Here is a 24,383-nt window from a genome sequence, read left to right as displayed (position 1 = left end):
GAGGAGACGCGCGTGATCCGTGTACTGGTAGCCGAAGACCACACCATTGTCCGCGAAGGCATCAAGCAGCTGATCGGCCTGGCCAAGGACCTGCTGGTGGTGGGCGAGGCGAGCAACGGTGAACAGCTGTTGGAAACCCTGCGCCAGGTGCCCTGTGAAGTGGTGCTGCTGGATATCTCCATGCCCGGGGTAAACGGCCTGGAAGCCATTCCACGGATTCGGGCCCTGAACAATCCCCCGGCGATCCTGGTGCTGTCGATGCATGACGAGGCGCAGATGGCGGCGCGTGCGCTGAAGATCGGCGCTGCCGGCTACGCCACCAAGGACAGCGATCCTTCACTGTTGCTGACGGCAATCCGCAAGGTGGCGTCCGGTGGGCGTTACATCGACCCGGACCTGGCGGACCGTATGGTCTTCGAGGTCGGCCTGACCGATGCCCGGCCCTTGCATTCGCTGCTTTCCGAGCGCGAGTTCTCGGTCTTCGAACGCCTGGCACAGGGTGCCAACGTCAATGACATTGCTCAGCAACTGGCCCTGAGCAGCAAGACCATCAGCACCCACAAGGCGCGGCTGATGCAGAAGCTCAATATCACCTCCCTGGCGGAACTGGTGAAATACGCCATGGAGCACAAGCTGCTCTGACGTCATCTGCAGTGCTCTCTCCACCTCCCGGGGAGGGCACTTATCCATTTACGACATCCCCGCTTTCGGCCTTCTGCCGTTTCTTGCTGCTTGTAGCTTGCCGCTGGCCTCTGCCCTTATCCAATCCCGCCATCCTTGTAGGGCAATCCCTACACGCAACCTTCCAGGCGGCTGAGGCGAATCTCTCCTGCGCCCCGATTTGCGCGGCCTGCGGCCTCCACTAGGCTTGTTCCACAGCCGTCTAAAACAAAAGGTGTGGGTATGAGCGAGGTTGATTCAAGCGCTGGGGCCAACGATGTTCTGGTCAGCTTTCGTGGTGTGCAGAAAAGCTACGACGGTGAAAACCTGATCGTCAAAGACCTCAACCTGGATATTCGCAAAGGCGAGTTCCTCACCCTGCTGGGGCCGTCCGGGTCCGGCAAGACCACCAGCCTGATGATGCTGGCCGGTTTCGAGACCCCAACCGCCGGCGAGATCCAGCTGGCCGGGCGCTCCATCAACAATGTACCGCCGCACAAGCGCGACATTGGCATGGTGTTCCAGAACTACGCCTTGTTTCCGCACATGACCGTGGCCGAGAACCTGGGCTTTCCGCTGTCGGTGCGCGGCCTCAGCAAGACCGACATCAGTGAACGGGTCAAACGGGTGCTGAGCATGGTTCAGCTCGATGCCTTCGCCCAGCGTTATCCGGCGCAATTGTCCGGTGGCCAGCAGCAGCGTGTGGCCCTGGCCCGTGCCCTGGTGTTCGAGCCGCAGTTGGTGCTGATGGACGAACCCCTCGGTGCTCTGGACAAGCAACTGCGTGAGCACATGCAGATGGAAATCAAGCATCTGCACCAGCGCCTGGGTGTGACCGTGGTCTACGTGACTCACGACCAGGGCGAGGCCCTGACCATGTCCGATCGGGTGGCGGTGTTCCATCAGGGCGAAATCCAGCAGATTGCCCCGCCGCGCACTCTTTACGAAGAGCCCAAGAACACCTTCGTCGCCAACTTCATTGGCGAGAACAACCGTCTCAACGGTCGGCTCCACAGCCATACCGGCGAGCGTTGCGTGGTGGAGCTGGGGCGTGGCGAAAAAGTCGAGGCGCTGGCGGTGAACGTCGGCCAGGTCGGCGGCCCGGTGACCCTTTCCATCCGTCCGGAGCGCGTGAGCCTTAACGGCTCCAGCGAACGCTGCGTCAACCGCTTCTCCGGGAGGGTGGCGGAATTCATCTATCTGGGCGACCACGTCCGGGTGCGCCTGGAAGTCTGCGGCAAGAGCGACTTCTTCGTGAAACAACCGATTGCCGAGCTCGATCCTGCGCTGGCGGTGGGCGACGTGGTGCCGCTTGGCTGGCAAGTCGAGCACGTTCGCGCGCTTGACCCGCTTCTAGAGGCGAATTGATCGCCCCCTGCAACACCAACCTGCACGTGGAGAACACAATAATGTTGAGATCCCTGAAATTCACCGCCCCCCTCAGCGCTATCGCTGTGGCACTGGGCATGCTGGGTGCGGCACACGCCATGGCGGCGGGTCCCGACCTGACCGTGGTGTCCTTTGGTGGGGCGAACAAGGCGGCTCAGGTCAAAGCCTTCTACGCGCCTTGGGAAGCCGCAGGCCATGGCAAGATCGTTGCTGGCGAGTACAACGGCGAGATGGCCAAGATCAAGGCCATGGTCGATACCAAGAGCGTGTCCTGGGATCTGGTAGAGGTCGAGTCTCCTGAACTGTCCCGCGGTTGCGACGAGGACATGTTCGAACAGCTGGACCCGGCCCTGTTCGGCAAGAGCGAAGACTACGTCAAGGGTGCCATCCAGCCTTGCGGCGTGGGCTTCTTCGTCTGGTCCACGGTGCTGGCCTACAACGCCGACAAGCTGAAAGCAGCTCCCGCCAGTTGGGCCGACTTCTGGGACACCAAGCAGTTCCCGGGCAAGCGCGGTCTGCGCAAGGGCGCCAAGTACACCCTGGAGTTCGCCTTGATGGCCGACGGCGTCGCGCCCAAGGATGTCTATAAAGTCCTGGCTGGCAAGGACGGCCAGGATCGCGCCTTCAAGAAACTCGATGAGCTCAAGCCCTACATTCAGTGGTGGGAAGCCGGCGCCCAGCCGCCGCAGTACCTGGCTTCCGGCGACGTGGTCATGAGCTCGGCCTACAACGGCCGGATCGCCGCAGTGCAAAAGGAAAGCAACCTGAAAGTGGTGTGGAACGGCGGCATCTACGACTTCGATGCCTGGGCCATTCCCAAAGGCCTGGACAAGGATCGCGCTGAAGCCGCGAAGAAGTTCATCGCCTACTCGGTACAGCCGCAGCAGCAGAAAACCTATTCGGAAAACATTGCTTACGGCCCAGCCAACATCCAGGCCGTGCCGCTGCTGGCCAAGGACATTCTCAAGGACATGCCCACTACCCCGGAAAACATCGCCAACCAGGTGCAGATCGACGTCAGCTTCTGGGCTGACAACGGTGAGCAACTGGAGCAGCGCTTCAACGCCTGGGCAGCCAAGTAACCACCCCGCTGTTGTAGGAGCGAGCTTGCTCGCGAGGGCGTGATCGGCACCACCACCGGTGTCGCCTGATGCGCCTTGTTCGCGGGCAAGCCCGCTCCTATCCCGGTGGTTTGTATTCGAAAGTTCGATTCGCGGAGTTTGTCATGACCATCACCGTTCCCTTGAACGCGGTCACCGGCCCGACCTTGAAGCAGCGGCTGGCCCGTGCCGAGCGGGTCAACCGCTGGAAGGCACAGGCCTTGATCGCGCCTCTGGTGCTGTTTCTGCTGCTGGTGTTCCTGGTACCGATTGTGGCGCTGCTGTACAAGAGCGTCGGCAACCCGGAAGTGGTCGGGGGCATGCCGCGCACTGTCGCGGCCGTGAGTGCCTGGGATGGTCGTGGCCTGCCCGCCGAAGCGGCCTACAAGGCCTTGAGCGAAGACCTGTTCGAAGCCCGCAAGAATCAAACCTTGGGCGATCTGTCCAAGCGCCTGAACATGGAGTTGGCAGGCTATCGCAGCCTGTTGACCAAGACCGCCCGTGCCTTGCCGTTCAAGGCCGAGCCCGAATCCTATAAAGAAGCCATGGAGAGTCTGGACGAGCGTTGGGGCGACCCGGCCTACTGGCAGGCGATCCGGCGCAACACCAGCAGCCTGACGCCCTATTATCTGCTGGCGGCGGTGGACCATCGCATCGATGACCTGGGAGAACTGGCCCCGGCCACCCCGGATCAGTCCATCTACCTGGACATCTTTGCCCGGACCTTCTGGATGGGCCTGGTGATCACCGCGATCTGCCTGGCGCTGGCCTATCCCCTGGCTTACCTGCTGGCCAACCTGCCGGCGCGCAAAAGCAATCTGCTGATGATCCTGGTGCTGCTGCCGTTCTGGACGTCGATCCTGGTGCGGGTAGCGGCGTGGATCGTGCTGCTGCAGTCCGGCGGCTTGATCAACAGTGCGCTGCTGGCCATGGGGGTGATCGATAAGCCGCTGGAGTTGGTGTTCAACCGCACCGGGGTCTACATCTCCATGGTGCATATCCTGCTGCCGTTCATGATCCTGCCGATCTACAGCGTGATGAAGGGCATCTCGCCCACTTACATGCGTGCAGCGATTTCCCTGGGCTGCCATCCATTCGCCAGCTTCTGGCGGGTGTATTTGCCGCAGACCTACGCCGGGGTCGGCGCCGGCTGTCTGCTGGTGTTCATCCTGGCCATCGGCTACTACATCACTCCGGCGCTGCTGGGCAGCCCGAACGACCAGATGGTCAGCTACTTCGTCGCCTTCTACACCAACACCAGTATCAACTGGGGCATGGCTACGGCCCTGGGCGGCCTGTTGTTGCTGGCGACCATCGTGCTCTATCTGATTTACAGCTGGCTGGTGGGCGCCAGTCGCCTGCGCCTGAGCTAAGGAGAGAATCGAAATGCTGAGCCCCTACATGTCGCCCGTTGAACGGGTCTGGTTCTACAGCTTGCGGATTCTCTGCGGCTTGATCCTGTTGTTCCTGGTATTGCCGGTGCTGGTGATCATCCCGCTGTCGTTCAACTCCGGGAGCTTTCTGGTGTATCCGCTGCAGGGCTTCTCGCTGCACTGGTACCAGGACTTCTTCGCTTCCGCCGAATGGATGCGAGCCCTGAAGAACAGCATCATTGTCGCCCCGGCCGCCACCTTGCTGGCGATGGTCTTCGGCACCCTGGCGGCGATCGGCCTGACCCGTGGCGACTTCCCCGGCAAGGCGCTGGTGATGGCCCTGGTGATTTCGCCGATGGTGGTGCCGGTGGTGATCATCGGCGTTGCCAGCTATCTGTTCTTTGCCCCGCTGGGCATGGGCAACAGTTTCTTCTCGCTGATCGTCGTGCATGCGGTGCTGGGGGTGCCCTTCGTGATCATCACCGTGTCGGCGACCCTGCAAGGCTTCAACCACAACCTGGTGCGGGCTGCAGCCAGCCTCGGCGCCTCACCGTTGACCACCTTTCGCCGGGTGACCTTGCCCCTGATCGCGCCTGGGGTCATCAGTGGTGCGCTGTTCGCCTTCGCCACCTCGTTCGACGAAGTGGTGGTGACCCTGTTCCTGGCCGGCCCCGAGCAAGCGACGTTGCCACGGCAGATGTTCAGCGGTATTCGCGAAAACCTCAGCCCGACCATCGCCGCCGCCGCCACGCTGCTGATCGCCTTCTCGGTGATTCTGCTGCTGACTCTGGAATGGCTGCGTGGGCGCAGTGAGAAGTTGCGCACCGCCCAGGTGTGAGGTCCTTGGCCTTCCTGACAGGTGTTGCCAGGCGCGGCACCGGTCAGGGAGAGAAGGGAATTCGTCTGCTGAATAGGCGACAATCGACAATCCGCGACTACGCTTGTGCCGGCTCCTACCTTTATATAAGAGGCTGCGCACATGAGTATTTCCTCTTTCAAGATCGCCCACAAACTGCTCACCGGCAGCACCGCCATCGAACAGCTGGCCGCCGAGCTGACCCGACTGGATGTGGATAACCCGCTGATTGTCACCGATGCCGCGTTGCTCAAGTCGGGCACGGTGGAACTGGCGCTGGCACACCTGGGTGAGCGCAGTTATGAGATTTTCGACCGGGTGCAGCCGGACCCGGAGATCGCCATTGTCGAAGACTGCATGCAGGTCTACCGCGAGGGCGGGCATGACGGCCTGATCGGCCTTGGGGGCGGTAGCGCCATCGATATCGCCAAGAGTGTCGCGGCTTATGCGGGCTACCATGGCGCCCTGGAGGATCTGTTCGGCGTTGATCAGGTCCCGCGCAAAGGACCACCGTTGATCGCCATTCCCACCACGGCCGGCACTGGCTCGGAAGTGACCAACGTGGCCATCCTGTCGGACAAGGCGGCGCTGTTGAAGAAAGGCATTGTCAGTGATTACCTGCTGCCGGACGTGGCCCTGGTCAGTCCACAGATGACCTTGACCTGTCCCCGCAGCGTCACGGCCGCCAGTGGTGTCGATGCCCTGGTTCACGCTGTCGAGTCCTACCTGTCCCTCAACGCCTCATCCATCACCGACTCCCTGGCCATTGGTGCGATCAAACTGATCGTCAAGGCGTTGCCCAAGGCTTATGCCAACCCGGCCAACCTGCAAGCCAGGGAGGACATGGCCACCGCCAGCCTGATGGCCGGCATGGCCTTCGGTAATGCCGGGGTCGGGGCGGTGCATGCCCTGGCCTATCCGCTGGGTGGACGTTTTCATGTGTCCCATGGCGTCGGTAATGCCTTGCTGCTGCCCTATGTCATGACCTGGAACAAGATGGCCTGCGTTGAGCGTATGCAGGATATCGCCGAAGCCATGGGGGTCCAGACGGCGCATTTGAGTGCCAGCGAGGCCGCTGATCGGGCCGTGGAGGCAATGACTGCGTTGTGCGCTGCGGTGGAAATCCCCAGCGGCTTGCGCAGCTTTGGCGTGCCGGAGGAGGCCATCCCCGCCATGGCGTTGGAGGCCGCGGGTATTGAGCGCCTGATGCGCAATAATCCGCGCAAACTGAGTCCTGCCGATATCGAGAAGATCTATCGCGCGGCTTACTGAAGATCGCGGTTACGGTGTGCGCTCCAAAGCATGAGGTATACAATGCGCGCCATCGTGATTCTGCTCAAAAAAGGTGCGTCATGCAGCCCTTCGCTATTGCTCCGTCGATTCTTTCTGCCGACTTCGCCCGTCTGGGTGAGGAAGTGGACAATGTCCTGGCCGCTGGTGCCGACGTCGTCCACTTCGATGTCATGGACAACCACTATGTGCCGAACCTGACCATCGGCCCGATGGTCTGTTCTGCACTGCGCAAGTATGGGATCACCGCGCCGATCGATGCGCACCTGATGGTGACCCCGGTGGATCGCATCATCGGTGACTTCATCGAGGCAGGCGCGACCTACATCACCTTTCACCCCGAAGCCACGCTGCATGTGGACCGTTCCCTGCAGATGATCCGCGAGGGCGGCTGCAAGGCCGGCCTGGTGTTCAATCCGGCGACCCCGTTGGACGTGCTCAAGTATGTGATGGACAAGGTCGACATGGTCCTGCTGATGAGCGTCAACCCGGGCTTTGGCGGGCAGAAGTTCATTCCTGGGACCCTCGACAAGCTGCGCGAGGCACGGGCCCTGATCGACGCTTCCGGTCGCGATATCCGCCTGGAGATCGACGGTGGGGTGAACGTCGGCAACATCCGTGAGATCGCCGCCGCAGGCGCTGACACCTTTGTTGCCGGTTCGGCCATCTTCAATGCGCCGAACTATCAGGAAGTCATTGAGAAGATGCGCGCCGAACTGGCGCTGGCTCGGCCATGAGCGCATTTGAGCAGCTGTTCTCGGGGCGTTTGCCGCGACTGGTGATGTTCGACCTGGATGGCACCCTGGTCGATTCGGTGCCGGACCTCGCGGCCGCCGTGGATCAAATGCTGCTCAAGCTGGGGCGCAAGCCCGCGGGTATCGAGGCGGTGCGCGAGTGGGTCGGCAACGGTGCGCCGATGCTGGTGCGCCGGGCCCTGGCCAACAGCCTGGATGCCCAGGGTGTCGACGATGTCGAGGCGGAGCACGCTCTTGAGTTGTTCAACAGCGCGTACGAGGACAGCCACGAGCTGACTGTGGTCTATCCCGGTGTGCGCGAAACCCTCAAGTGGCTGCACAAGCAGGGCGTGGAAATGGCCCTGATCACCAACAAGCCCGAGCGTTTCGTCGCGCCATTGCTGGATCAGATGAAGATCGGCCGGTATTTCCGCTGGATCATCGGCGGCGACACCCTGCCGCAAAAGAAACCCGACCCGGCGGCACTGTTCTTCGTGATGAAGATGGCCAGCGTACCGGCGTCGCAGTCGCTGTTCGTCGGCGACTCGCGCAGCGATGTGCTGGCGGCCAAGGCGGCGGGGGTCAAGTGCGTGGCGCTGAGCTACGGCTATAACCACGGCCGGCCGATTGCCGAGGAGTCGCCGGCGCTGGTGATCGACAACTTGCGGGCGCTGATCCCCGGTTGCTTAGAACCAGCCGCTGAGATAACGTTGCCCGACGCTGTTCCATCCCCTTCTGGAAATTCCATCGTGGTGGTCACTCGCAAACTCTGGATGAAAGTCATCAAGGCCTTGGCCCGTTGGCGTTGGCGCGCCTGATTTTTGTCTGGCCGGCCCTGCCGGCACGTTTGCATACCTGACTGTTAGACCCTCAAGCCACGAGGCACCCCATGATTCGCGAAGAATTCCTGCGTTTGGCCGCAGCCGGTTACAACCGTATCCCGCTGGCCTGCGAAACCCTTGCCGACTTCGACACGCCGCTGTCGATCTACCTGAAACTGGCCGATCAGCCCAACTCCTACTTGCTGGAGTCGGTGCAGGGCGGTGAAAAGTGGGGGCGCTATTCGATCATCGGCTTGCCGTGCCGCACCGTGTTGCGCGTGCATGGGCACCAGGTCAGCGTGAGCCATGACGGTGTCGAGATCGAGAGCCATGAAGTGGCTGATCCGCTGGCTTTCGTCGAGGAATTCAAAGCCCGTTACAACGTGCCGACCATCGCCGGCCTGCCGCGCTTCAACGGTGGCCTGGTGGGGTATTTCGGTTATGACTGCGTGCGTTATGTCGAGCCGCGCCTGGGCCAGTGCCCGAACCCTGACCCGATCGGTGTGCCGGATATCCTGCTGATGGTCTCCGATGCGGTGGTGGTGTTCGACAACCTGGCGGGCAAGATGCACGCCATCGTGCTGGCCGACCCCAGCCAGGACAACGCCTTCGAGGCCGGGCAAGCGCGCTTGCAGGAGTTGCTTGCGCAACTGCGCCAGCCGATCACGCCGCGTCCCGGGCTGGATTTCAGCAAGCAGCAGGCGGCCGATCCGGTATTCCGCTCCAGCTTCACCCAGGCGGACTACGAGCGAGCCGTGGACACCATCAAGGAGTACATCCTGGCCGGTGACTGTATGCAGGTGGTGCCGTCCCAGCGCATGTCGATTGACTTCAAGGCTGCGCCCATCGATCTGTACCGGGCGCTGCGCTGCTTCAACCCGACGCCCTATATGTACTTCTTCAACTTCGGCGACTTTCATGTAGTGGGCAGTTCGCCGGAAGTGCTGGTGCGGGTCGAGGACAACCTGATTACCGTGCGGCCGATTGCCGGCACCCGTCCGCGGGGCGCTACCGAGGAAGCCGACCTGGCCCTGGAACAGGACCTGCTGTCGGATGCCAAGGAAATCGCCGAGCACCTGATGCTGATCGATCTGGGGCGCAACGACACCGGTCGCGTATCCGAAATTGGCTCGGTGAAGCTCACCGAGAAGATGGTGATCGAGCGTTATTCCAATGTGATGCACATCGTCTCCAACGTCACCGGTCAACTGAAAGCCGGGCTGACGGCGATGGACGCCCTGCGGGCGATCCTGCCGGCGGGGACGTTGTCCGGGGCGCCGAAGATTCGCGCCATGGAAATCATCGACGAGCTGGAGCCGGTCAAGCGTGGGGTCTACGGCGGTGCCGTGGGTTACTTCGCCTGGAACGGCAACATGGATACCGCCATTGCCATTCGCACGGCGGTGATCAAGAACGGTGAGCTGCATGTACAGGCCGGTGGCGGGATTGTCGCCGACTCAGTGCCGACCCTGGAGTGGGAAGAGACGCTGAACAAGCGTCGCGCAATGTTCCGTGCCGTGGCGCTGGCAGAACAAACCCCCGCATCCAAGGTTTGAGGAGTTTCCATAATGTTGCTGATGATCGATAACTACGACTCCTTCACCTACAACGTCGTCCAGTATCTGGGCGAGTTGGGTGCCGAAGTGAAAGTGGTACGCAATGACGAGCTGACCGTGGCTGAAATCGAAGCCCTCAAGCCCGAGCGTATCGTGGTCTCGCCTGGCCCTTGCACGCCGACCGAGGCCGGTGTCTCCATCGAGGCGATCAAGCATTTCGCCGGCAAGCTGCCGATTCTGGGCGTGTGCCTGGGCCACCAGTCCATCGGCCAGGCTTTTGGCGGCCAAGTGGTGCGAGCCCGGCAAGTGATGCACGGCAAGACCAGCCCGGTGTTTCACCGTGACCTGGGGGTGTTCAACGGTTTGAACATGCCGCTGACCGTGACCCGTTACCACTCGCTGGTGGTCAAGCATGAGAGCCTGCCCGAGTGCCTCGAAGTCACGGCTTGGACCCAGTTGGAAGACGGCAGCGTCGACGAAATCATGGGGCTGCGCCACAAGACGCTGAATATCGAAGGGGTGCAATTTCACCCCGAGTCTATCCTCACCGAGCAGGGCCACGAGCTGTTCGCCAACTTCCTCAAACAGAGCGGCGGCACGCGCTAAGGACTTTTCATGGATATCAAGACTGCCCTGAGCCGTATTGTCGGCCATCTGGACCTGAGCACCGATGAGATGCGCGATGTCATGCGCGAGATCATGACCGGCCAATGCACCGATGCGCAGATTGGCGCCTTCATGATGGCCATGCGCATGAAAAGCGAAAGCATCGACGAGATCGTCGGCGCGGTATCGGTGATGCGTGAACTGGCTGACACGGTCGAACTGAAAACCCTCGACGGTGTGGTGGATGTGGTCGGCACCGGCGGTGATGGTGCGAACATTTTCAACGTTTCCACAGCGTCTTCCTTTGTTGTTGCCGCCGCCGGCTGCACCGTCGCCAAGCATGGTAACCGTGCGGTATCCGGCAAGAGCGGCAGCGCCGATCTGTTGGAGGCGGCCGGGATCTACCTGAACCTGACGCCAGTCCAGGTCGCGCGCTGCATCGACAACGTCGGCATCGGCTTCATGTTTGCCCAGTCTCATCACGGCGCCATGAAGTATGCCGCCGGCCCGCGCCGAGACCTCGGCCTGCGCACCCTGTTCAACATGCTTGGCCCGCTTACGAATCCGGCCGGCGTGAAACATCAGGTGGTGGGAGTATTCACTCAGGCCTTGTGCCGGCCATTGGCCGAGGTTTTGCAACGTCTGGGCAGCAAACATGTGCTGGTGGTGCATTCCCAGGATGGCCTGGACGAGTTCAGCCTGGCGGCGCCGACCTATGTTGCCGAGCTGAAGAATGACCAGATCACCGAGTACTGGGTACAGCCCGAGGACTTGGGCATGAAGAGCCAGAGTCTGTTTGGCTTGGTGGTGGAGAGCCCGGCGGCGTCCCTTGAGCTGATCCGCGATGCCCTGGGACGACGCAAGACCGAGCACGGCCAGAAGGCCGCCGAGATGATTGTGCTCAATGCCGGTGCGGCGCTGTATGCCGCGGATCATGCCAGCAGCTTGAGAGAGGGCGTGGCCCTGGCGCACGATGCCTTGCACACCGGCTTGGCCCGGGAAAAGCTCGAGGAGCTGGGCGCCTTTACCGCGGTGTTCAAGCAGGAGAATGAAGGATGAGTGTGCCGACAGTTCTGGAAAAAATCCTCGCCCGCAAGGTTGAGGAAGTTGCCGAGCGCAGCGCTCGCGTCAGTCTGGCCGAGCTGGAGAGCCTGGCGCGGGCCGCCGATGCGCCGCGGGGTTTCGCCAGGGCGCTGCAGGAGCAGGTCAAGCTCAAGCAGCCGGCGGTGATTGCCGAGATCAAGAAAGCTTCGCCGAGCAAAGGCGTGATCCGCGAGAATTTCGTGCCGGCAGAGATCGCCAAGAGCTACGAGAAGGGCGGTGCCACTTGCCTGTCGGTGTTGACTGACGTCGATTACTTCCAGGGGGCCGATGCCTACCTGCAGCAGGCCCGCGCGGCCTGCAAACTGCCGGTGATCCGCAAGGATTTCATGATCGATCCCTACCAGATCGTCGAAGCCCGTGCCCTCGGTGCCGACTGTGTGCTGCTGATTGTCGCTGCGCTGGACGACCAGCGGATGGCCGAGTTGGCCACGGTGGCCAAGGGCGTCGGTCTGGATGTGCTGGTGGAAGTGCACGACGGCGACGAGTTGGAGCGGGCGCTGAAGACCCTCGACACACCGTTGGTCGGGATCAACAACCGCAATCTGCATACCTTCGAAGTCGACCTGGAAACCACTCTCGACCTGCTGCCGCGGATTCCTCGCGATCGCCTGGTGATTACCGAGAGCGGCATTCTCAACCGTGCCGATGTCGAGCTGATGGAAATCAGTGATGTCTATTCGTTCCTGGTGGGCGAGGCATTCATGCGCGCCGAGAGCCCGGGCAGCGAGTTGCAACGCTTGTTCTTCCCCGAGCGTGGCGTGCCGGTCAGCGGTTCGACCCTGGACTGAACCTGAAACAATGAATAAGCCGGCGATGCCGGCTTTTTCGTATCTATTGCAAAGGATTTCCACTGTCATGACCCAACCCCTTGCCTTGACTGTCGAAGCTGGCCTGCAGGCCGAGCAGGATCTGCTGGCGCTGGTGTGTGCTGGCGAGCAGGAGTTTGGGCTGCTGTTCTGGCAGCCCAGCGATCGGGCGCTGGTGATGCCTCGGCGCTTGAGTCGCCTGCCGGGGTTCGAGCAGGCCAGCCAGGCGTCGGCGGCCAACGGCTGGCCGGTGCTGCTGCGGGAAACCGGCGGTGAGCCGGTGCCGCAATCGGCAGCCACGGTGAATATTGCGCTGGTTTATGCGCCACCGCGCAGCGAGGGGGATCAGGGGCGGATCGAAACGGCCTATCGGCGTCTGTGCCAGCCGATTTGCGATCTGCTCAGTGAGCTGGGAGGCAATCCGTCGTTGGGGGAGGTGGACGGCGCCTTTTGCGATGGACGTTTCAACGTCAATCTGGAGGGGCGCAAGATGGTTGGTACAGCCCAGCGCTGGCGTCAGAGCAAAGGCGGACAGCGCCCGGTGGGGCTGGTACACGGTGCCCTGCTGTTGGATAACGAGCGCGACTCCATGGTGGGGGCGGTCAATACCTTCAATCAGGCTTGCGGCCTGGAGCAGCGTTGCCGGGCTGAAAGCCACATCGCCCTGCATGAGGCATTTACCGCAGAGAATGCCGTGGCCCGGCTGGACAGCCTGTACCGGCAGATGCTCAAGAGCTTTCTGCCGGGTTAGCGGGTGCCGAACACCACCATGGTCTTGCCTTTGACGTGAACCAGGTTGCGTTCCTCAAGATCCTTGAGGACGCGGCCGACCATTTCTCGGGAGCAGCCGACTATCCGGCCGATCTCCTGACGGGTGATCTTGATCTGCATGCCGTCAGGGTGGGTCATGGCATCCGGTTGCTTGCACAGCTCCAGCAGGCAGCGGGCAACCCGTCCGGTCACGTCGAAGAACGCCAGGTCGCCGACCTTGCGCGTGGTATTGCGCAGGCGCTGGGCAATCTGCCCGCTGAGGACGTAGAGAATGTCCGGGTCGTTCTGCGACAACTCGCGAAACTTGATGTAGCTGATCTCGGCGACTTCGCATTCCACTTTGGCCCGTACCCAGGCGCTGCGCTGCTGTTCGTGCCCGGCCTCTTCGAAAAGCCCCAGTTCACCGAAGAAATCCCCGGCGTTGAGGTAGGCGATGATCATCTCCCGGCCATCGTCGTCCTCGATGAGGATGGTCACCGAGCCCTTGATGATGAAATACAGGCTGTCGGACACATCACCGGCGCAGATGATGTTGCTCTTGGCCTGATACCGGCGGCGTTGACAGTGCATCAGCAACTTGTCGAGATTTTTGATCCTGGGGGTGGGGGCAATAGCAACCATGGTTGTATCCCGAGAAGACTGCACGGTATGAGGTGATTTTTATGGGCGTAAAACGAGGACGTTGAACGCTGGCTAAGCGCCAGTCATTTGGCGTCAGCTTAACAGACACATCCTTGACGGATTTAAGATTTTTCTTGGTGAAGATCGGTAATCTGCTGTGAACATGCAAAGCGCAGCCCGGGCAAAACCCTGTGCTAAGCTGGCGACCCTTTTTTTACAGTGGAGTCTTGGCGATGAAGGCACGCATCCAATGGGCTGGCGAAGCCATGTTCCTCGGTGAGTCGGGCAGTGGCCACGTTGTGGTGATGGACGGTCCGCCAGAAGCCGGTGGACGCAACCTGGGTGTTCGCCCCATGGAGATGCTCCTGCTCGGTGTGGGCGGTTGCAGCAATTTCGACGTGGTCAGCATCCTGAAGAAGTCGCGCCAGGCGGTTGAAAGCTGTGAGGCCTTTCTTGAAGCCGAGCGTGCAACCGAGGACCCGAAGGTCTTCACCAAGATTCACATGCATTTCGTGGTCAAGGGGCGTGGGCTGAAGGAGGCTCAGGTCAAGCGGGCCATCGAACTGTCTGCCGAGAAGTATTGCTCGGCTTCGATCATGCTCGGGGCTGCTGGCGTGGCCATTACCCACGATTACGAAATCGTCGAGTTGGGTTGAGCCGGGACGCAGTTCGTCGGCAAAGGAAAAGGGCGCCTCAAGAGCGCCCTTTTTTGTGTTCGGTACTGGCCGGGATCAGATCCGATAGGTGCTCTTGGTCATGACCTTGGCCAACAGGCTCATGCCGAACTTCACCGGTGCCGGGAAGCGGAAGCCGCCCGCTTCGAGAGCGGTTTCTGCGTGGTGCTCTTCGTCGATGCGCATCTGCTCCAGGATGGCCCGGGACTTTTCGTCTTCTGCCGGTAGTTGTTCCAGGTGTTCGTTCAGGTGCTTGCAGACCTGGTCTTCGGTGGCGGCGACGAACCCCAGGCTGACTTTGTCGCTGATCAGGCCGGCGGCGGCGCCGATGCCGAATGACAGGCCATAGAACAACGGGTTGAGAACGCTCGGGTGGCTGCCCAGTTGGCGGATGCGCTGTTCGCACCAGGCCAGGTGGTCGATTTCCTCTTCGGCGGCATGCTCCATGGCCTGGCGTACCTGAGGCAGTTTGGCGGTCAGGGCCTGGCCCTGGTAGAGCGCCTGGGCGCAGACTTCCCCGGTGTGATTGATACGCATCAGGCCGGCGACGTGCCGGGTATCCTCGTCACTCATCTGCGCTTCCGGCTGCACTATGGCCGGTGACGGGCGATAAGGTTGGCCACTGAAAGGCAGCAGCGTACGCATTGCCATGTCGGCTTGCAGCAGCAGACGGTCAATCGGCGAGTAGTGACGTTGGGTAGTCATGCTTATCTCCGGGAAGAATCACGGCGGCCAGTTTACTCCAATCGACAGGGTGAAAACTGCGCTGGATCAGCGCACCCTCGCCTGGGAGTGGGCGAGAGGGCGCGGCACATGAGTGTTAGCAGGGCAATCAGCCCGGAGGCCAGTTCATCTGACGCTGACCCAGTACGTGCATATGAATGTGGTAGACGGTCTGACCGCCCAGCTCATTGCAGTTCATCACCACCCGGAAGCCGTCCTCGCAACCTTGTTCCTTGGCCAGGCGCTGGGCGGTGAACAGGATGTGTCCGGCCAGGGTTTTATCGTCCTCGGTGAGGTCGTTGAGGGTGCGAATGGGCTTCTTCGGTATGACCAGGAAGTGCACCGGTGCTTGCGGAGCAATATCGTGGAAGGCCAGAACCTGGTCGTCCTCGTAGATGATCTTCGCGGGTATTTCTCTGTTGATGATCTTGGTGAACAGAGTATCCACAGCTGTTTCTCCATTGGGTTGGTCCGGGGTGAGTGTACTCAGGCTCACAATGTGCGCCCAGTCCGAACATCTAACGTGGGCAATAGGCCCGATTGAAGTAACCGACGATCTTGCGGGTCAGCCAGCGAGAGCCCAGGCGGCTGCTGAAGGCCATCCAGCGGTTCAAGCGGCCGGGGATGATGATGGCACGGTTCTTTTCCAGGGCCCGGACTGCGTACAACGCGACTTCTTCGGGGCTCATGAGCAACTTGCTGTCGTTGAGCTTCTGGGTGTCCATCTGGGCGGTGCGGAAGAATGCGGTGCGGGTGGGGCCGGGGCACAGCACCGAGACCTTGACCGCGCATTTTTTCAGCTCTTCGCGCAGCCCTTCGGAAAAGTGCAGGACATAGGCCTTGCTGGCGTAGTAGGTACTCATCCAGGGGCCGGGATAGAAGGCCGCTACCGAGGCGACGTTGAGTATCTGTCCTCCACCCAGCAGGGCCATGCTGTTGCCCAAGGCGTGGCAAAGGCGGGTCAGCGCGAGGATGTTGACCTCGATCAGGTCTTGTTCGGTCATCCAGTCCTGGGCCAGGAAAGGGCCGCTGGTACCGATCCCGGCGCAGTTGACCAGCAGGTCGATCTGGCGGTCGCCTTCCTCCAGTTCCAGCAGGAAGCCGGACAGTCGCAGAGGCTCTCCCAGATCGCAGGCCCGGAACAATACTTCGACGCCGAAGCGTTGGGTCAGCTCCAGGGCGATGCATTCCAGCTGATCACGCTGGCGGGCCACGAGAATCAGGTTGCGGCCACGCCGGGCCAGTGCTTCGGCAAGGGCCAGGCCTATGCCGCTGGAAGCACCAGTGATCAGAGCGTAACGGGTCATGCATTTCTCCATCGCAACGGCCAGCGGCCTGCGACAGGAAGGGTCGCAGGCTGGGGCGCGTTTATTCTTGCTCGGATTCTACAGGGGCGGCGATGTCCGCTGGTTCAGCATCTTCATCGGCGCTGCTGGAATCGATGGTTTCGCTGTAGCTGGTTTCGCTGTAGCTGTCTTCCAGGGAGCTCAGGCCGCCGGCCACCACACCCACGATCAGGACGGCGATCAAGACTACCCACATCCAGGACAGGACCTTGACGGCGGTGGTGTTGGGTGGAGGTGGCGCGCCGTAGCGGTTGGCCACGTTGCTGCCCGGGCTGACCATCAGCACCAGCGGGAACACGCTGCCGACGATAGGGACGAAGTTCAGCAGCCACAGCCAGCCCGACCAGCCGAGGTCGTGCAGGCGCTGCACGCTGATCTGGATGCTGACGACGATGAAGCCGATGAAGACCACTGCCCCACCAGTAATTCCAAGGACAGTGAGCAGTGTGGAGTTGAACATTGCGGCGGACAGGATGCCGAAGAAGGCACCCACACCGATCACTGCCAGCATGGCCACCGTCAGGACCAGGGTCCAGGCCAGATAGCGCAGGCGACCGATGCGGCCTTCGAAACTGAAGACATTGAGTGTGGCGTATTGGGGGAGGGCATCGCCCACCGCCGCTTGCGGGGGCGCATAGGGCGACGCGCTGATGCTGGCGGCCGTGGGCGTTACTGCATCGAGGTTCAACTGCAACGAGGGCTCGGATTCGATGCGGGCATCGATCCCGGTGTTCTTCAACGCTTCCAGGTAGCGCTGGGCATCGGCCTGAGTCAGGTCGCGCTTGAGTTCCACCTGTTGGCCACTGAACAGGCGTTCCACGGCAGCGACGTCGCTTTTGAACAGTTCGGCCAGGTTCAGTTGGGCGGTGGATTTTTCCACGCCGGGCAGCAATGTGCCGTCGAAAACAATCTTGTAGCGGGTCTCACTCATGGGGGCATCCCTGTCGCTTGAAAAGAAGGCTTACATAAAAGGCCGACAGTTTAAGGCCAGTGCCCCCCGGCTGGCCAAAAAACAATGAGAACTGGTTAGCGTGGCCAGCGTTTAATGAGTTGCGCCGAGCGTTCCTGAGCGGCCTGATACTCGCTGTCCAGGCGGGCAATCAGTTGATCGACGCTGGGCAGGTCGTTGATCTCACCGACGCCCTGGCCGGCAGACCACACGGTTTTCCAGGCCTTGGCTTCGTCGCTGATGGGTTTGAGCTTGGAGCCGAAATTGACTTCGCCTTTACCTTGCAGGGCTGCCAGGTCGAAACCAGCGTTTTCCAGGCTCTGGCGCATGAAGCTGGCAGGGACCCCGGAGACGGCGGCAGTGTGCACGATATCCGCAGCGCGAGAGTTGAGCAGCATCTCTTTATAGGCGTCCGGTGCATGGCTTTCGGTGGTGCCGATAAAACGGGTGCCCAGATAGGCCAGGTCGGCGCCAAGCAGCTGTGCGGCGAGAATCTCGTGACCGCGGTTCAGGCAGCCGGCCAGCAACAGGGTCTTGTCGAAGAACTGGCGAATCTCGGCAATAAGGGAGAACGGGCTCCAGGTTCCGGCATGTCCGCCCGCCCCTGCCGCTACAGCGATCAGTCCGTCGACTCCGGCCTCTGCAGCTTTCTCCGCATGCCGGCGGGTGGTTACGTCATGGAACACCAGCCCGCCATAGCTGTGTACGGCGTCTACCACTTCCTTGACCGCGCCCAGGCTGGTGATGACGATCGGCACCTGGTGTTCGATGCAGATCTGTAAATCCGCCTGTAGACGCGGGTTGCTGTTGTGCACGATCAGGTTCACTGCGTAGGGGGCAGGGTTCTCCAATTTGGCCAACCCTGCTTCGATCTCCTCTAGCCAGGCCTTGAAGCCACTGCTTTCACGCTGGTTGAGGGCAGGGAAGCTGCCTACCACGCCATTGCGACAGCAGGCCAGAACCAGTTCAGGGTTGGAGATCAGGAACATTGGCGCCGCCACCAGAGGCAGGCGCAGGCGTTGTTCGAGCAGAGCGGGCAGTGACATTGGAGTACTCCCAGGGGAAGCGACTAGTAAGAGTTAGAACGGCCGTACAACGACCAAAATTACAATAGCCAGCAATATCAGGACCGGTACTTCATTGAACCAGCGATAAAAGACATGGCTGCGGGTGTTTTCGCCACGGGCAAAACGTTTCACTTGAGCGCCGCACATGTGGTGGTACCCGATCAGGATCACCACCAGGGTCAGTTTGGCGTGCATCCAGCCACCCTGGCCGAAGTAGGCGCTGGGATTGAGGCTGATCAACCAGATGCCAAAGATCAGCGCGGCGATCATTGCCGGCCCCATGATGAAGCGATACAGCTTGCGCTCCATGAGGCAGAAGCGCTCACGGCTGATGCTGTCTTCGCTTTGAGCGTGATAGACGAACAGGCGCGGCAGGTAGAAAAGGCCGGCAAACCAGCAGACCACACTGACGATGTGAAAGGCTTTGAGCCATAGATAGAGCATTTTTAGTTATTCCCAGGTTCACGGTGGCGAAGATAGTAGAGGGTAGAGCGGCCGCACGTCACCTTGACGGTTGTCGCAGGGGCGCGCCACCCCTATTATCGGCAGCTTTCCAGTGGGTTCGTTGAGGGCAGGTTTATGGTCAAGGTCGGTATTGTCGGCGGCACGGGTTACACCGGTGTCGAACTGCTGCGTCTGTTGGCACAGCATCCGCAGGCGCGAGTGGAAGTCATCACTTCGCGATCCGAGGCGGGCCTGGCCGTAGCCGACATGTACCCGAACCTGCGCGGTCACTATGACGGCCTGGCTTTCAGCGTGCCGGATATCAAGACGCTGGGTGCCTGTGATGTGGTGTTCTTCGCAACGCCCCACGGTGTAGCCCATGCACTGGCCGGCGAGTTGCTGGCGGCTGGGACCAAGGTCATCGATTTGTCGGCGGACTTCCGTCTGCAGGATGCCGATGAGTGGGCCAAATGGTACGGCCAGCCCCACGGCGCACCTGAGCTGCTGGATGAGGCGGTCTACGGACTACCGGAAGTCAACCGCGAGCAAATAAAGAAGGCTCGTCTGATTGCCGTTCCCGGGTGCTATCCAACGGCCACCCAGCTGGGCTTCCTGCCATTGCTGGAGGCCGGTCTTGCCGACACCACGCAGTTGATCGCTGATTGCAAGTCCGGTGTCAGTGGAGCAGGCCGTGGTGCCAGCGTCGGTTCGCTGTACTCGGAAACCTCCGAGAGCATGAAGGCCTATGCAGTCAAAGGGCATCGTCACTTGCCGGAAATACGCCAGGGTCTGCGTCGGGCGGCAGGCAAGGACGTCGGCCTGACCTTTGTGCCGCATCTGACGCCAATGATTCGCGGCATTCACTCGACGCTCTACGCGACCGTGGTGGACCGCTCGGTTGATCTGCAAGCGCTGTTTGAGAAGCGTTATGCCAACGAGCCTTTCGTTGATGTGATGCCGGCGGGCAGTCATCCTGAGACTCGCAGTGTGCGTGGTGCCAACGTATGTCGGATTGCCGTGCACCGGCCACAGGATGGTGATCTGGTGGTGGTGCTGTCGGTCATCGACAATCTGGTCAAGGGGGCTTCCGGCCAGGCGGTGCAAAACCTCAACATTCTGTTCGGCTTGGACGAGCGCCTGGGGCTGTCCCACGCTGGCATGCTGCCTTAAGGTCGGTTTAGAGGTGAACAGAAAGGCCCGTTTGACGGGCCTTTCTGCGTTCTGCGGGCAACTGGATGACTATTGATATACCGTAACAATAGTTGACCGCTTTTCTGGGAGAAGCGGATAATGCGCGTCATTACGCAGTATGGCGGCTTAACGCCGGGAGATAGTCAGCATGAGCGTTGAATCCTTCACCCCCACGGCTTTGCAATTCACTCAAGGTGCAGCGCACAAGGTGAAGACCCTGGTCGACGAAGAGGGTAATGATCGCTTGAAGCTGCGCGTATTCGTTACGGGCGGCGGTTGTTCGGGGTTCCAGTACGGTTTCACTTTCGATGAGGAAGTGGCCGAGGACGACACCATCGTCGAGCGCGAAGGCGTAAGCCTGGTGGTCGACCCGATGAGTTTCCAATACCTGGCCGGTGCTGAAGTGGACTACCAGGAAGGTCTGGAAGGTTCGCGGTTCGTGATCAAGAACCCCAATGCCACCACTACTTGTGGTTGCGGGTCCTCGTTCTCGATCTGATCAGTCGGCAAAAACCAGATAGCAAAACGCCGCAGTGTCTAACGACTCTGCGGCGTTTTGCTATCTGGCGTTCAAGCCGGGTAGATAGCGCCCAGTACACGCAGGCCGCGGGCGCCTGTGACGCTGGGCCGGTTGGCGGCGATGCCTTCCAGGCAGCAATGGGCCAGCCAGGCGAAGGCCATGGCTTCTACCCAGTCGGGGTCCACGCCATAAATGGCGGTACTGTTGACCTGTGTCCCGGGCAGTAGCGTGCTGAGGCGCCGCATCAATGTGCCGTTATGGGCACCGCCGCCACAAACCAAAAGCTCCTGGGTGCCGACTTGTGCGGCCTGCAGCGAGTCGACGATGGTCAGCGCTGTCAGTTCCAGCAGGGTGGCCTGTACATTTTCTGCGGGGATGGCGGGATGCTGGGCCAGATGCTGATTCAGCCACTGGAGGTTGAATACCTCGCGCCCCGTGCTCTTGGGTCCTTGAGTGGCGAAGAAGGGATCGCTGAGCAGGGTCTTCAGAAGGGCCTGGTCAAGCTGGCCGCTGGCCGCCCATTGGCCGTTGCGGTCGAAGGTTTCAGCCCGTTGAGTCTGTATCCATGCATCGAGCAGCACGTTGCCGGGGCCGCAATCAAAGCCGGCGACCGGTTTGGCGGTTTCGATCAGGCTCAGGTTGCTGAAGCCACCGACGTTCAGAACGGCACGCTTTCCGGAGCGCTGCTCGAACAGGGCTTCGTGGAAGGCGGGGACCAGAGGGGCGCCTTGGCCGCCGGCAGCCACGTCGCGACTGCGGAAGTCGCTGATAACGGTGATACCGGTGAGTTCTGTGAGCAATGCGGGGTTGCCGATCTGCACGGTAAATCCGCGGCTTGGCTCATGGCGCACGGTCTGCCCGTGGCTGCCTATGGCGCGAATGTCTTGAGGCTGGAGTTGTTGTTGCTGCAGAAGGCTGTGGATGCCCTGGGCAGCCAGCTTGACCCAGTGTTGCTGGGCCATGGCGGAACGGGCGATCTCGTCAGGGCCGCTGGCGCACAAACTCAGGAGTTCGGCGCGCAGGGTCTCTGGCATGGGGATGTAGTGGGTAGCGATCAATCTGATCGCCGGGCTCTGCTCGATCAGGGCAATGTCCAGGCCGTCGAGGCTGGTTCCGGACATTACTCCTATGTAGAGCGCCATGGCTCAGCGCTTGCTCGAGGCCAGCATGGTGGCCTTTTCCTGGTCCATCCGAGCCATAAGAGGCTGGCTCTGTTGCAGGAAGCGAGCTCGCTCGGCCTTGGCAATAGGGTCAGCCATCGGCAGTTTCTGGCCCAGAGGGTCTACGTGGACGCCGTTGACCTGGAACTCGTAGTGCAAGTGAGGGCCGGTAGACAGGCCTGTGGTGCCGATATACCCAATGACCTGACCCTGTTTCACGGAGCCGCCGGTCTTGACGCCCTTGGCAAAGCCTTGCATGTGGCCATACAGGGTCCTGTAGGTGTTGCCGTGCTGAATGATCACGGTGTTGCCGTAACCACCGCGGCGGCCCGCCAGCAGAACCTTTCCGTCACCGGCAGCCTTGATCGGCGTGCCTCGTGGGGCGGCGTAGTCGACGCCCTTGTGAGCGCGGATCTTGTTCAGAATCGGGTGTTTACGACCCATGGAGAAGCGCGAGCTGATACGGGCAAAGTCCACTGGCGTACGGATGAACGCTTTGCGCATGCTATTGCCGTCGGCGGTGTAATAGCTGCTGGAACCCTGTTTGTTGGTGTAGCGCACGGCGGTGTAGGTCTTGCCGCGATTGGTGAAGCGTGCAGAAAGGATATTGCCGGTACCGACCACTTTGCCGTTGGCTACTTTCTGTTCGTAGATGACGTCAAACTCGTCACCCTGGCGAATATCCTGCGCGAAGTCGATGTCGTAGCCGAAAATGTTGGCCATATCCATGGTCAGGCTATGAGACAGGCCGGCACGTGCCGCGGACTGTGAAAGCGAACTATTGATGACGCCATGTACATAAGCCGAGCGGACTACTGGTTTAGTGATCACTCGGTTGAAGGTAAAGCCTTTGGGGCCCTTGGTCAGAGTGACGGTTTCCAGATCACTGACTTTAGTGTGCAGGTTGCTCAGTTGGCCGTCTTGAGTCAGTTCGAACTCAAGCTTTTGGCCGTGTTTTAGCTGGGAAAACTGCTTTGCTTGCTTGTCGCTTGCCAGGACTTCGTGAACAGATGTAGCTGGCAGGCCAACCTTCTCGAAGAGTGTGGACAAGGTATCGCCCTTGGCCACTATCACTTCTCTATGGCCTGGGGCTTTTTGCTCTTCCGTGACAGCGGTTGTTGGTGCAGCTTCAGCAGTCTCCGGTGTGGCTTCGGCGGCGTTGTCGATCTGTGCGAAAGGAGAGGCGACGCTTTCGCTTGTGGCTTGTTCGACGGAGGCGGCGTCTTGATCTTGTGTCAGTTGCTCGACCGGACTTTCCAGGTCAAGGCTTAGTGTCGTTTTTTTGGCTTCTACATCACTGGAAGGGAATACCAGTAGTGCCAGGCTTAGAAGGGCTGCGATGCCACTTGCGGCGAGCAGGTGGCTCTTCGGATAAAGCGGTGGCGCTTTAGACGGTTCGGTGGTCATAGGTAATTTGACTTTGAAAAGATGAAATGGAAAAGATGAATGACATGATGAAGATGAAATAACTGTATAAAATATAACCAAATCATCTGTGACGCAAGCTCGCGGACGCTCTGCTGCGTGAATGCCCCCGTACGCCGGGCAAAACTTGTAATTAGTCCGTGATCTTGTATGGTTGGTTCCCTTTTGAATCTGAGCCTTGCGGGTCTGTTATGAAGTCGGTTGAAGAGCAGCTAGCGCTGATCAAACGTGGTGCGGAAGAGTTGTTGGTCGAGTCCGAGTTGATCGAGAAGCTCAAGCGCGGCGAGCCGCTGCGTATTAAGGCTGGCTTCGATCCGACGGCTCCGGATCTGCATCTCGGCCACACCGTGCTTATTAATAAGCTGCGTCAGTTCCAGGATCTTGGTCACCAGGTAATCTTCCTGATTGGCGACTTCACCGGGATGATCGGTGATCCGAGTGGCAAAAGCGCTACTCGTCCGCCGCTGACTCGCGAGCAGGTTCTTGATAATGCAGAGACCTACAAGAGTCAGGTTTTCAAGATTCTTGATCCTGCTAAGACTGAAGTCGCATTCAACTCTACTTGGATGGACAAGATGGGGCCGGCGGACTTCATTCGTCTGACTTCCCAGTACACCGTTGCGCGCATGCTTGAGCGGGATGACTTCGACAAGCGCTATTCGACCAATCAGCCGATTGCCATTCACGAGTTCTTGTATCCGCTGGTGCAGGGCTATGACTCGGTCGCTCTGCGCGCTGATGTCGAGTTGGGTGGTACCGATCAGAAGTTCAATCTGTTGATGGGTCGTGAGCTGCAGCGTGGTTATGGTCAAGAGGCTCAGTGCATTTTGACTATGCCTCTGCTTGAGGGGTTGGATGGCGTTAAGAAGATGTCCAAGTCCTTGGGTAACTATGTAGGCATTCAGGAAGCTCCAGGGGTTATGTATGGCAAGCTGGTCTCTATTCCTGATGCGCTGATGTGGCGTTACTTCGAGCTGCTTAGCTTTCGCTCGATGGATGAGATCAATGCATTCAAGGCTGATGTTGAAGCGGGCGCCAACCCGCGTGATATCAAGATCAAGCTGGCAGAGGAGATCGTTGCGCGCTTCCATGGTGACGAGGCGGCCGCAAATGCCCATCGTGGCGCGGGCAACCGTATGAAGGATGGCGAGCTGCCGGAGGATCTGCCGGAAGTTGAGTTGGTCGCTGCTGAGGATA

At 60.5% G+C, this 24,383-nt stretch carries 26 protein-coding genes (1 of these 26 running past the window's edge); 17 read left to right on the top strand and 9 right to left on the bottom strand.

Going from position 1 to position 24,383, the window contains the following annotated elements:
* The first annotated feature begins 12 nt into the window (after positions 1 to 12).
* The 13 genes from ACMGF8_RS01920 to ACMGF8_RS01860 all read left to right on the top strand — a co-directional run bounded on the left by ACMGF8_RS01920 (position 13) and on the right by ACMGF8_RS01860 (position 13,046).
* The gene (locus ACMGF8_RS01920) at positions 13 to 642 is read left to right on the top strand and encodes a response regulator transcription factor (protein WP_102861913.1); all 630 of its coding nucleotides are present in this window, start codon (positions 13 to 15) and stop codon (positions 640 to 642) included.
* Between the two features lie 261 nt (positions 643 to 903).
* On the top strand, positions 904 to 2,028 hold the full coding sequence (locus ACMGF8_RS01915) for an ABC transporter ATP-binding protein (RefSeq protein ID WP_102861912.1): 1,125 nt from the start codon (positions 904 to 906) through the stop codon (positions 2,026 to 2,028).
* Positions 2,029 to 2,069: 41 nt separating this feature from the next.
* Positions 2,070 to 3,131, top strand: a complete 1,062-nt coding sequence (locus ACMGF8_RS01910; protein ID WP_102861911.1) for an ABC transporter substrate-binding protein — start codon at positions 2,070 to 2,072, stop codon at positions 3,129 to 3,131.
* Positions 3,132 to 3,274: 143 nt separating this feature from the next.
* Positions 3,275 to 4,522 (top strand): ABC transporter permease, encoded by a 1,248-nt coding sequence (locus tag ACMGF8_RS01905; RefSeq protein ID WP_102861910.1) that lies wholly within the window; start codon positions 3,275 to 3,277, stop codon positions 4,520 to 4,522.
* A 13-nt stretch (positions 4,523 to 4,535) separates the two neighbouring features.
* Positions 4,536 to 5,360, top strand: coding sequence for an ABC transporter permease (locus ACMGF8_RS01900; RefSeq protein WP_102861909.1), 825 nt, complete (start codon positions 4,536 to 4,538; stop codon positions 5,358 to 5,360).
* A 141-nt stretch (positions 5,361 to 5,501) separates the two neighbouring features.
* Positions 5,502 to 6,650, top strand: coding sequence for an iron-containing alcohol dehydrogenase (locus ACMGF8_RS01895; protein WP_102861908.1), 1,149 nt, complete (start codon positions 5,502 to 5,504; stop codon positions 6,648 to 6,650).
* Between the two features lie 80 nt (positions 6,651 to 6,730).
* Positions 6,731 to 7,405 carry a ribulose-phosphate 3-epimerase gene (gene rpe, locus ACMGF8_RS01890; protein WP_207166650.1) on the top strand — a complete coding sequence of 225 codons (675 nt, stop codon included), beginning with the start codon at positions 6,731 to 6,733 and terminating at the stop codon, positions 7,403 to 7,405.
* Complete coding sequence (locus ACMGF8_RS01885; protein ID WP_102861906.1) at positions 7,402 to 8,220, top strand: phosphoglycolate phosphatase; 819 nt, start codon at positions 7,402 to 7,404, stop codon at positions 8,218 to 8,220. Before rpe ends, ACMGF8_RS01885 begins: the two co-directional genes overlap by 4 nt.
* A gap of 71 nt (positions 8,221 to 8,291) precedes the next feature.
* Complete coding sequence (trpE, locus tag ACMGF8_RS01880; RefSeq protein ID WP_110653351.1) at positions 8,292 to 9,779, top strand: anthranilate synthase component I; 1,488 nt, start codon at positions 8,292 to 8,294, stop codon at positions 9,777 to 9,779.
* Between the two features lie 12 nt (positions 9,780 to 9,791).
* Positions 9,792 to 10,385 (top strand): aminodeoxychorismate/anthranilate synthase component II, encoded by a 594-nt coding sequence (locus ACMGF8_RS01875; RefSeq protein ID WP_102881031.1) that lies wholly within the window; start codon positions 9,792 to 9,794, stop codon positions 10,383 to 10,385.
* A 9-nt stretch (positions 10,386 to 10,394) separates the two neighbouring features.
* Entirely contained in the window at positions 10,395 to 11,444 is a 1,050-nt protein-coding gene (gene trpD, locus ACMGF8_RS01870) for an anthranilate phosphoribosyltransferase (protein ID WP_102881030.1), read from the top strand.
* Entirely contained in the window at positions 11,441 to 12,277 is an 837-nt protein-coding gene (gene trpC, locus ACMGF8_RS01865) for an indole-3-glycerol phosphate synthase TrpC (RefSeq protein WP_102861902.1), read from the top strand. The genes trpD and trpC overlap by 4 nt, the downstream gene beginning before the upstream one ends.
* Before the next feature lie 67 nt (positions 12,278 to 12,344).
* Positions 12,345 to 13,046: a lipoate--protein ligase family protein gene (locus ACMGF8_RS01860; protein WP_180988536.1), complete on the top strand. Its 702-nt coding sequence runs from the start codon at positions 12,345 to 12,347 to the stop codon at positions 13,044 to 13,046.
* Here the strand turns inward: ACMGF8_RS01860 and crp are convergent.
* A complete protein-coding gene (gene crp / locus ACMGF8_RS01855) occupies positions 13,043 to 13,687 on the bottom strand; it encodes a cAMP-activated global transcriptional regulator CRP (protein ID WP_102861900.1) in 645 nt (214 codons plus the stop codon). The genes ACMGF8_RS01860 and crp overlap by 4 nt on opposite strands.
* Before the next feature lie 233 nt (positions 13,688 to 13,920).
* On the opposite strand from crp, the gene ACMGF8_RS01850 reads away from it, so the two are divergent.
* Positions 13,921 to 14,343, top strand: coding sequence for an OsmC family protein (locus tag ACMGF8_RS01850; RefSeq protein WP_020295492.1), 423 nt, complete (start codon positions 13,921 to 13,923; stop codon positions 14,341 to 14,343).
* Between the two features lie 75 nt (positions 14,344 to 14,418).
* Here the strand turns inward: ACMGF8_RS01850 and coq7 are convergent, their stop codons facing one another.
* From coq7 to hemJ, 6 genes are all read right to left on the bottom strand, one after another.
* Entirely contained in the window at positions 14,419 to 15,066 is a 648-nt protein-coding gene (gene coq7 / locus ACMGF8_RS01845; protein ID WP_011063796.1) for a 2-polyprenyl-3-methyl-6-methoxy-1,4-benzoquinone monooxygenase, read from the bottom strand.
* A 127-nt stretch (positions 15,067 to 15,193) separates the two neighbouring features.
* Positions 15,194 to 15,532, bottom strand: a complete 339-nt coding sequence (locus ACMGF8_RS01840) for a histidine triad nucleotide-binding protein (protein ID WP_011063795.1) — start codon at positions 15,530 to 15,532, stop codon at positions 15,194 to 15,196.
* Positions 15,533 to 15,602: 70 nt separating this feature from the next.
* Positions 15,603 to 16,391, bottom strand: a complete 789-nt coding sequence (locus ACMGF8_RS01835) for an SDR family NAD(P)-dependent oxidoreductase (RefSeq protein ID WP_102881027.1) — start codon at positions 16,389 to 16,391, stop codon at positions 15,603 to 15,605.
* 61 nt (positions 16,392 to 16,452) lie between these two features.
* On the bottom strand, positions 16,453 to 17,361 hold the full coding sequence (locus tag ACMGF8_RS01830; RefSeq protein ID WP_416758497.1) for a DUF805 domain-containing protein: 909 nt from the start codon (positions 17,359 to 17,361) through the stop codon (positions 16,453 to 16,455).
* 95 nt (positions 17,362 to 17,456) lie between these two features.
* Positions 17,457 to 18,425: an NAD(P)H-dependent flavin oxidoreductase gene (locus ACMGF8_RS01825; protein WP_102861897.1), complete on the bottom strand. Its 969-nt coding sequence runs from the start codon at positions 18,423 to 18,425 to the stop codon at positions 17,457 to 17,459.
* Between the two features lie 33 nt (positions 18,426 to 18,458).
* Complete coding sequence (gene hemJ, locus ACMGF8_RS01820; RefSeq protein ID WP_011063791.1) at positions 18,459 to 18,890, bottom strand: protoporphyrinogen oxidase HemJ; 432 nt, start codon at positions 18,888 to 18,890, stop codon at positions 18,459 to 18,461.
* A gap of 135 nt (positions 18,891 to 19,025) precedes the next feature.
* Between hemJ and argC the strand changes: the two genes are divergently transcribed.
* Together argC and erpA are read left to right on the top strand one after the other, a co-directional pair.
* Complete coding sequence (argC, locus tag ACMGF8_RS01815) at positions 19,026 to 20,060, top strand: N-acetyl-gamma-glutamyl-phosphate reductase (RefSeq protein ID WP_102881023.1); 1,035 nt, start codon at positions 19,026 to 19,028, stop codon at positions 20,058 to 20,060.
* 169 nt (positions 20,061 to 20,229) lie between these two features.
* Positions 20,230 to 20,580 (top strand): iron-sulfur cluster insertion protein ErpA, encoded by a 351-nt coding sequence (gene erpA / locus ACMGF8_RS01810; protein ID WP_011063789.1) that lies wholly within the window; start codon positions 20,230 to 20,232, stop codon positions 20,578 to 20,580.
* 71 nt (positions 20,581 to 20,651) lie between these two features.
* Here erpA and ACMGF8_RS01805 read toward each other — a convergent pair whose 3' ends face one another.
* Both ACMGF8_RS01805 and ACMGF8_RS01800 read right to left on the bottom strand, forming a co-directional pair.
* Complete coding sequence (locus ACMGF8_RS01805; protein ID WP_115581050.1) at positions 20,652 to 21,743, bottom strand: anhydro-N-acetylmuramic acid kinase; 1,092 nt, start codon at positions 21,741 to 21,743, stop codon at positions 20,652 to 20,654.
* A gap of 3 nt (positions 21,744 to 21,746) precedes the next feature.
* A complete protein-coding gene (locus ACMGF8_RS01800; RefSeq protein WP_102861893.1) occupies positions 21,747 to 23,168 on the bottom strand; it encodes a peptidoglycan DD-metalloendopeptidase family protein in 1,422 nt (473 codons plus the stop codon).
* A gap of 209 nt (positions 23,169 to 23,377) precedes the next feature.
* Between ACMGF8_RS01800 and tyrS the strand changes: the two genes are divergently transcribed.
* On the top strand, positions 23,378 to 24,383 hold the 5' portion of the coding sequence (gene tyrS, locus ACMGF8_RS01795) for a tyrosine--tRNA ligase (protein ID WP_102861892.1). 194 nt of this gene lie beyond the right edge of the window; only the first 1,006 of its 1,200 coding nucleotides appear in the window; the start codon lies at positions 23,378 to 23,380; its stop codon lies beyond the right edge, outside the window.

The organism is Pseudomonas sp. BNK-7 (assembly GCF_048072025.1).
GTDB lineage: Bacteria > Pseudomonadota > Gammaproteobacteria > Pseudomonadales > Pseudomonadaceae > Aquipseudomonas > Aquipseudomonas danubii.
Note: the sequence above shows the minus strand (reverse complement) of the source record. Positions and strands in the feature narration are given on the sequence as shown.

What these genes read in the sequence shown, in the direction of transcription:
- ACMGF8_RS01875 (WP_102881031.1), top strand. Translation starts at nt 9,792, where the DNA reads ATGTTGCTGATGATCGATAACTACGACTCCTTCACCTACAACGTCGTC.
- coq7 (WP_011063796.1), bottom strand. Translation starts at nt 15,066, where the DNA reads ATGACTACCCAACGTCACTACTCGCCGATTGACCGTCTGCTGCTGCAA.
- erpA (WP_011063789.1), top strand. Translation starts at nt 20,230, where the DNA reads ATGAGCGTTGAATCCTTCACCCCCACGGCTTTGCAATTCACTCAAGGT.
- trpE (WP_110653351.1), top strand. Translation starts at nt 8,292, where the DNA reads ATGATTCGCGAAGAATTCCTGCGTTTGGCCGCAGCCGGTTACAACCGT.
- ACMGF8_RS01915 (WP_102861912.1), top strand. Translation starts at nt 904, where the DNA reads ATGAGCGAGGTTGATTCAAGCGCTGGGGCCAACGATGTTCTGGTCAGC.
- trpC (WP_102861902.1), top strand. Translation starts at nt 11,441, where the DNA reads ATGAGTGTGCCGACAGTTCTGGAAAAAATCCTCGCCCGCAAGGTTGAG.
- ACMGF8_RS01885 (WP_102861906.1), top strand. Translation starts at nt 7,402, where the DNA reads ATGAGCGCATTTGAGCAGCTGTTCTCGGGGCGTTTGCCGCGACTGGTG.
- ACMGF8_RS01835 (WP_102881027.1), bottom strand. Translation starts at nt 16,391, where the DNA reads ATGACCCGTTACGCTCTGATCACTGGTGCTTCCAGCGGCATAGGCCTG.
- ACMGF8_RS01800 (WP_102861893.1), bottom strand. Translation starts at nt 23,168, where the DNA reads ATGACCACCGAACCGTCTAAAGCGCCACCGCTTTATCCGAAGAGCCAC.
- ACMGF8_RS01860 (WP_180988536.1), top strand. Translation starts at nt 12,345, where the DNA reads ATGACCCAACCCCTTGCCTTGACTGTCGAAGCTGGCCTGCAGGCCGAG.
- ACMGF8_RS01900 (WP_102861909.1), top strand. Translation starts at nt 4,536, where the DNA reads ATGCTGAGCCCCTACATGTCGCCCGTTGAACGGGTCTGGTTCTACAGC.
- trpD (WP_102881030.1), top strand. Translation starts at nt 10,395, where the DNA reads ATGGATATCAAGACTGCCCTGAGCCGTATTGTCGGCCATCTGGACCTG.
- ACMGF8_RS01830 (WP_416758497.1), bottom strand. Translation starts at nt 17,361, where the DNA reads ATGAGTGAGACCCGCTACAAGATTGTTTTCGACGGCACATTGCTGCCC.
- argC (WP_102881023.1), top strand. Translation starts at nt 19,026, where the DNA reads ATGGTCAAGGTCGGTATTGTCGGCGGCACGGGTTACACCGGTGTCGAA.
- hemJ (WP_011063791.1), bottom strand. Translation starts at nt 18,890, where the DNA reads ATGCTCTATCTATGGCTCAAAGCCTTTCACATCGTCAGTGTGGTCTGC.
- ACMGF8_RS01805 (WP_115581050.1), bottom strand. Translation starts at nt 21,743, where the DNA reads ATGGCGCTCTACATAGGAGTAATGTCCGGAACCAGCCTCGACGGCCTG.
- ACMGF8_RS01905 (WP_102861910.1), top strand. Translation starts at nt 3,275, where the DNA reads ATGACCATCACCGTTCCCTTGAACGCGGTCACCGGCCCGACCTTGAAG.
- crp (WP_102861900.1), bottom strand. Translation starts at nt 13,687, where the DNA reads ATGGTTGCTATTGCCCCCACCCCCAGGATCAAAAATCTCGACAAGTTG.
- rpe (WP_207166650.1), top strand. Translation starts at nt 6,731, where the DNA reads ATGCAGCCCTTCGCTATTGCTCCGTCGATTCTTTCTGCCGACTTCGCC.
- ACMGF8_RS01910 (WP_102861911.1), top strand. Translation starts at nt 2,070, where the DNA reads ATGTTGAGATCCCTGAAATTCACCGCCCCCCTCAGCGCTATCGCTGTG.
- ACMGF8_RS01850 (WP_020295492.1), top strand. Translation starts at nt 13,921, where the DNA reads ATGAAGGCACGCATCCAATGGGCTGGCGAAGCCATGTTCCTCGGTGAG.
- ACMGF8_RS01895 (WP_102861908.1), top strand. Translation starts at nt 5,502, where the DNA reads ATGAGTATTTCCTCTTTCAAGATCGCCCACAAACTGCTCACCGGCAGC.
- ACMGF8_RS01825 (WP_102861897.1), bottom strand. Translation starts at nt 18,425, where the DNA reads ATGTCACTGCCCGCTCTGCTCGAACAACGCCTGCGCCTGCCTCTGGTG.